The 6,775-nt window shown below is 39.7% G+C and carries 4 protein-coding genes; 1 reads left to right on the top strand and 3 read right to left on the bottom strand.

Features of this window, described 5'->3' with window-relative positions:
• Positions 1-27: 27 nt before the first annotated feature.
• From H4J65_RS06545 to H4J65_RS06535, 3 genes are all read right to left on the bottom strand, one after another.
• Positions 28-1,992 (bottom strand): alkyl/aryl-sulfatase, encoded by a 1,965-nt coding sequence (locus tag H4J65_RS06545; protein WP_182196908.1) that lies wholly within the window; start codon positions 1,990-1,992, stop codon positions 28-30.
• 99 nt (positions 1,993-2,091) lie between these two features.
• Entirely contained in the window at positions 2,092-3,453 is a 1,362-nt protein-coding gene (locus H4J65_RS06540; RefSeq protein WP_182135039.1) for a DUF1329 domain-containing protein, read from the bottom strand.
• A gap of 30 nt (positions 3,454-3,483) precedes the next feature.
• Positions 3,484-5,325 carry a DUF1302 domain-containing protein gene (locus H4J65_RS06535; RefSeq protein ID WP_182196906.1) on the bottom strand — a complete coding sequence of 614 codons (1,842 nt, stop codon included), beginning with the start codon at positions 5,323-5,325 and terminating at the stop codon, positions 3,484-3,486.
• Positions 5,326-5,532: 207 nt separating this feature from the next.
• On the opposite strand from H4J65_RS06535, the gene H4J65_RS06530 reads away from it, so the two are divergent.
• Positions 5,533-6,558, top strand: a complete 1,026-nt coding sequence (locus H4J65_RS06530) for an AraC family transcriptional regulator (protein WP_182134967.1) — start codon at positions 5,533-5,535, stop codon at positions 6,556-6,558.
• Positions 6,559-6,775 lie beyond the last annotated feature (217 nt).

Genomic DNA, 6,775 nt, shown 5'->3' with positions numbered 1-6,775 from the left:
ATTTATATTTATACTTATATATATATATTATGGCGTCACAATATTGAACCAGAATGGAAATTCATCCATCATCATCAATAGTTGACCAAAGACTTTGCCATTACCATCGAGCTGCATTTTTCCAGATTTGACCAATTGCCCAAAAGACTGTTGTTTTAACAGTAAAAGGTTTAAATCTTTTCGGTCGATAGTGACCGTTAAGTCTGCGGCTTTGTCTTGAATATTTTCAATGTTATTTAAATGGGCATTACTTAACTCGACTAGGAATTTTTCATTACGGTCGGGGAAAACAAAATTAATTTTAAACTGATGTGCCAAGGCTTTATCAGTATTTAACCGCACACCCAGAAAATCAAAAATCAATTCACTACTCATGGCTTTGATGATATCTGGGCCAGCTTTAGTGGCTTTAGCCTGGGTAGGTATGCCGTGGCGCAATTCAAAAGCGGCCGCTAGATAACTATTACGCCAGCCGGCATTCTCAGCTTGGTAACCCAATTGTTCTAAGGTGTCTGCTTGCAGGTTTTTTGCTTGCTGATTTTCTGGCTGAGCAAAAACCAAGTGATTGAGTAACTCAGCTACCCAGCGATATTCGCCTTGATCAAAAGCTTTTTGCGCCTGAGTTAATACCTTTTCTGCGCCGCCCATCAAGTCAATATATTTAACCGATGATTGCGCCGGACTCAACTTATTAAGCGTTGCCGGGTTAGCGTCATAAAAACCTAAGTATTTATTGATAATGCCTCTAACATTATGAGAATAAGAGCCATGGTAACCACGGTTATACCACTGGTGCGCTAACACGTCAGGTACCGCTAATTGGTTGTGTATTTCATTAATGGTGACGCCTTTGTTGGCAAGATTTAGCGTTTTATCATGTAGATAACCATACATATCACGCTGTTTCTCTAACACTTCTATAATGTATTCTTTGCCCCATCTTGGCCAAGAGTGCGAAGCAAACATGATGTCGCTATCCTGAGCAAAACGATAGATAACTTTATTGATAAACTTACTCCACGCTTGTGAGTCCCGTACTTCAGCGCCACGTAGGGTATAAATATTATGCAGTGTGCCAGTAACATTCTCAGCCAACCAGAGGGTTTTAAACTGAGGGAAATAGGTGTTCATTTCAGCGGGTGATTCTGTCCCTGGGGTGTTTTGCATGACCATTTCAATACCATCAACAATAATGCTTTCTTCATCGGCCAAAATTTCTCTCGTCGGTGCAATCAAATCGATGTAGCCGGTAGATAAGCCTTTACCAATAGCGGCGTCAACTTGGCCTTTAGGACCTTTTGCCAGCGCGTTCCCATATTGGTAGGTGGCACGACGCGTCATCGCATTGCCGGCTAATACATTTTCTTTAATCGCGTGTGCCATAAAACCACGCGGGGCAATAATTTCTACGGCACCAGAATCAACTTGGGCTTGGCTAACCACGCCTTTTATACCACCAAAATGGTCAGCATGAGCGTGACTATACACTACGGCTTTTACCGGGAATTGACCTAGTTCTTCGGTCACTAGGGCTAATGCAGCTCTAGAGGTCGCCGCCGTTAATAGGGGATCAAAAATAATCCAGCCACTATCACCTTTAATAAAAGTAATATTGGCTAAATCGTAGCCTCTGACCTGATAAATGCGTTCGGTTACTTGATACAAGCCATAAGCCATATTTAACTTAGCTTGACGGAGTAAACTGGGGTTAACCGTGTCTATATTAGGGTTATTAAGTAAAAATTGATAATTACCGAGTTCCCAAACCACGTTACCTGAGGTGTCTTTAATAATGAGTTTTTCAGGCCGTTTGATCAGGCCTTTTTCCGCCAAAGAGAAATCAAGTTTATCGCTAAAAGGTAAGTTTTTCAGTAATTGCGCTTGATGAGCAAGGGTATATTTACTGGCGGGTTTTAGCTCGGTATTAGCATGAGCAGCACCCATGGTGACGAATAAAGCACAATATAAAAATAAAAAAGTACGTTTGCACATATCATTTCTCTTAAATAAGCGATAAAAAAAGCTGATTAATGCGGTTGAAAATACATTCAACCCTATTAATCAGCTCGGTTTTACTTCACTTTACTTTAATTAACGACCTAAACGTCTAAGCGCTGAAGTTGAAAAGTCTTGTCTACTGACTTTTTCGCCCCAAATCATAAAGGTCGGCTCTTCATTACTTAAACCAGTCACCAAGTAGCGACCAGAATTTAAGTCGTGTAAGGTTTCAGCAACCATCCAAGGGGTATCAACATCATAGAATTGGATGTTGTGGGCTTCTGATAATTTCCATAGTTCACCACGACCGTCATATTGATCGATAACAGAGGCGCCCCAAGTATCTTCATCGATAAAGAAAGTACGTTTAGCATAAATATGTCTAGCACCTTCTTTTAGTGTCGCCTCAACTTGCCAAACACGGTGTAACTCATATCTTAAATGCTCAGCATTTAGATGACCTTCTTGTATTAAGTCTTCATATTTTACTGTGGTATCGAGTAAGTTATATGAGTTATATGGGATATAAAGCTCTTTTTTACCGACTAACTTCCAGTCATAACGATCAGGAGCACCATTGTACATATCATAGTTATCAGTCGCTCTTAAACCATCAGTACCTGCGCCTGGGCCGTCATAAGCCACATTAGGTGCACGACGAACACGACGTTGGCCTGCATTGTAGACCCAAGCTTTACGTGCTTCTTTCACTTGATCTATAGTTTCATGAACTAATAGCGCAGTACCTGTTAAGCGTGATGGCGCAGTAATTTCCTGCAGATAATAGAACAATATATTGGCATCTTCTTCAGCATCACGGCCGCCTTTTAAAAACTCAGGCCAAACTAATTGGTCATTCATTTTTACGGGCACAAATGAACCATTTGCCTGTACGGGAATCGTGGTCAAAAAACGTTTAGCCGTACCACCACGATAACGCGTGATATGATTCCAAATAACTTCTGAGCCATTTTGCGCGATTGGAAAAGGGATCGTGGTATCAAAATTAGCGATACCATTACCCGATTGCACCAATTCAGCTGTGGTCGCATTTTTCTTCACAACATCATAAAGATCATTTGAGTAAGCGGCTGTTCTTCTGGTTTGATAAATAGGCATTGTATAGTCTGCATATTTCTCAAACATAGCAATTTGACCAGCACTTAAATTAGCTTTGTAATCACCAAAATTAGCGTTAGTAATTGAAAACAAAACCTTATCTTCTGCAAAAATGTTTGCGGGACGCCCTGAGTCTGCACTTGCTGTCGTATTTTTACTGGTCAGCCCACCTGTCCATGCCGGAATAGTACCCGAGGCATTAGCCGCCATTTCAGCACCTAATGGCGTTAGCGTTTTGCCTAATTGCTCAGCTTGCTCTGCAGTCACTTTGGCGAAGGTATAACTACTAACGAGTGATAGCATTAGTAAACTTGCTGTTGTAATATTTTTTTTCATCATAATTCTCTTATGTTTTTTGCAATATAACTAATATGAAATGCCAAATGACAGCGAAACTAAATCTTTATCTTCTAAATTGCTGTGACTACCACCTGAGTAGTTGTTGTAGCCTAGCGTCATAGAGTATTTTTGTTGATATGAAGCTTGCACAGAAACCCCTAAATTTTTGCGACCTTCATGAAATTGCTGACCTGGATCTGGCGAATAGCCACTCACATCATGGCCCCAAAAAATACTTGGCTCTAATGATATGCCCGCATAGACATCGCTATAAGTAAAGATAGCTTTCATGCGGTAGCCCCAAGCATTATCGCTCACAAAACCATCGGCACGACAATCACCTGATAAAGCACCTGCGGCAACTAAATTGCTACAGTTAAAACCACCACCGGCATCAAAGTCACCTAAACCAAAGACAGAATTACGGCCATAATGTTGGTCAGAGTCTTCAACACCATCAGTTAAAATAACACCGACTTCACCAATAACGGTTATGCGAGAAGCTCCTAACCTGTTTTCAAAGAATTTAATCGCGGTGACTTGTAATTGGGTCACATCAAATTCATCCCAACCTTGAACTTCTTGGCCATAGCCAACAGCGGTAACTCTTGGGCTGAAACGTAATACCGGTGATTCAGACAAAGCACCATTTAATATTTCAGGGCCACTAATTTGAATAGGCGTATCTGGCTTGTAAGAAACCTCACCTGATAAAGCCACACCGGCAACATTGGTGGCAAAACTAGCACCAAAGTATTTTAAGTCTTCAGGAAATTCAATATTATAAGCTGGATTTAGTGCCGCTAAAGCGCCACCTGTTGGGTCGACCATCTTAGGAACGAAAACCGGTGAAGGGCTTCCTGTTGCTAAAGGAACACGGGTACGAACAGCATTAATTAGTGGCACACGAGAGTGAATATTCATGTAGTACAAACCAAACTCAGTATCATTGAGTTCTTCAGCATAATAACGTGCCGCTATACCGTATTGACCACCGTCATCTGGTTCAACATCTGCTTGTCTTTCAGCAGCAAAACCTCCGGCTAAACCAGCTTGATCGCCAAAAGGTCCTACCGAAACAAAGTTACAACCAGAGGCGGCAAAATCTGCTCCTGAGAAATAGGTACCACAACCATCAATTTGAGTTTTTTCCCACTCATATTGATAAAAAGCTTCAATACTCAATTCACTGGTTAAACCTAAGTTAGCGTAGAGCATGCCAACCGGTAAAATACCCTCTTTTAATGTCGCGCCTGGGCGACGTAACGCGGCGACATCAAATGGGTTAGATGAGTTCATACCACCTTGAATAAAGGTGCTTTCACCCCAGCTCACCACTTGGCGGCCTAAACGTACGTCCAGAGGAGAGGTACCTATATCGAATGCGCCATAAACATAAGCATCAAGTAATGTTACACCTGAGAATTTAGTATTATCTTCAAAGCCATCATCACTTAATGGGGTATTTGGCGTGTAGCCATTGTTAGAATTACCATGAAGCACATCACTATCTTTAAGCGCATAGTCGTACCAATATTTAACACGAACAAAAGCACCAAAATTACCTTTACTCAACTGCAGATCATGCACACCTTTTATTATTTTCGAATAGGCATCATGCTTGGCATAGTTTAAATTGCCATCATCTGTAGTTGATGTAAAACCTGTTCCACCATTGGTTTTACCAATAAAACGAGGGTCAGCATCACCCAGTCTCCAACTTGCGCCAATATCTAATTGTGAGTTGATTTGCAGTAGAATGTCATTGTCTTCACCAAAGTTAAAGTCTACGGCCTGCGCTGAGGATGTACCCAGTGCCATAGCAACAACCAGAGCTAATGGTTTGATTTTACAGTTATTAGTTAGCATTTTATTCGCCTGTTATTATAGTTGTAATAGGTCAGTTGTAATAGATAATGTAATGTTTTTTTATTGTAATTGTAATAGGTAATGTAATATTTCTTCCGCATTAACATTACGCCAATGTTTTAATTAATATTTCGCTAAATGCGCCAACCTATTGTCATTTCGTGCAATAGTCGTAAAATAGAAAAAAATCAAAATATAGGTAATGTAGTGCAAGATTATTATTCAACATTAACTGGCTGGATGATCCCTATTTCAAGGGCTATGCAAGCAAATAGCATTGACGCTGCAAAAGCGCTAAAAGAATGTGATATCTCTCTCGATGTCATGCAGGATCAAGAGTCTAGTATTGCTGCCGAAAAATTTGCCCATTTACTTGAATATTGTAATAAAAAATTAGACCGTCATGATTTTTCTGTACTAGTAGCAGAGCAATTTCACCCAGGTATGTTTCATGCATTAGGTTATGCCATGATGTCTTCAAATACCTTGTATGATGCACTGGAGCGTATTGCTCATTACAAACGTGTGGTGTCAAACACTTGTCAATTAGTTAATCATGAACGCAATGAACACTTAGTCTTTGAAATGAACATTTTTACCTATGAATCAACTAACAGACCCGTACTATCACAAGAAATTGTTGAGACTTTTCTAGCGACCATTATCCGCTTTTCCCGCGAGCTTGTTACCTTAGACTTTGCGCCGGTAAAAGTTTGTTTTGCTTACCCTACTCCCCGTTATGATGTGTCTTATTTAAACAATTTTTTTAACTGTGAAGTAGAGTTTGATAGCAACCAAACCGCGATTATCTTTGATCTAAAGCAAACGAAAGAAAAATTACTTTGTGGTAATCCCTTAATCACTCATAGCCATGAAAAAATGCTTGACGAATTTATGGCTAGAGTTGATAAAAATGATTTAACACATATCATCAAAAACAAAATTTTTGAACTATTACCACTTGGCGCACCATCACAAACTGAAATAGCTGAATTTCTTGGGATGAGTTTGCGTAATTTGCAACGCAAATTAAATGACCAAGGGACAAGTTATAAAGAAATATTAGAAAGCACGCGCAAAAAATTAGCGATGAATTACATTACTCAAAAACATTTAAGCTTAAGTGAAATTGGCTATTTAGTGGGTTTTTCCAGTGTCGGTAATTTTAATCGCGCTTTTAAACGCTGGACCAATCAAACCCCTGGTGATTATCGACAAGGTCGTAAAACATAGAAAATTAGCGCTCAATTTTTCTAAAACTGCATACATCTGTAGTTTGGCTGGCGTGTGTATAAGGGCTATCATCAGTTTAAAACTTTGAAGATAATAAATTTAAATTGATGCTAGCGATATCACATAGTCCAAATTCAGCGGCAAAAATCCCATCAAAAATTAACTGTGTTGCAAAGATAATCATTTGGCACGTTTAACACCTCTAAATTAAATTGTT

It is taken from the genome of Colwellia sp. MB02u-9, from assembly GCF_014077085.1.
In the GTDB taxonomy this organism is placed as follows: Bacteria; Pseudomonadota; Gammaproteobacteria; order Enterobacterales; family Alteromonadaceae; genus Cognaticolwellia.
The sequence above is the reverse complement of the archived record's forward strand: the minus strand, read 5'-3'. Positions and strand labels throughout refer to the sequence as shown.

What these genes read in the sequence shown, in the direction of transcription:
- H4J65_RS06535 (WP_182196906.1), bottom strand. Translation starts at nt 5,325, where the DNA reads ATGCTAACTAATAACTGTAAAATCAAACCATTAGCTCTGGTTGTTGCT.
- H4J65_RS06540 (WP_182135039.1), bottom strand. Translation starts at nt 3,453, where the DNA reads ATGAAAAAAAATATTACAACAGCAAGTTTACTAATGCTATCACTCGTT.
- H4J65_RS06545 (WP_182196908.1), bottom strand. Translation starts at nt 1,992, where the DNA reads ATGTGCAAACGTACTTTTTTATTTTTATATTGTGCTTTATTCGTCACC.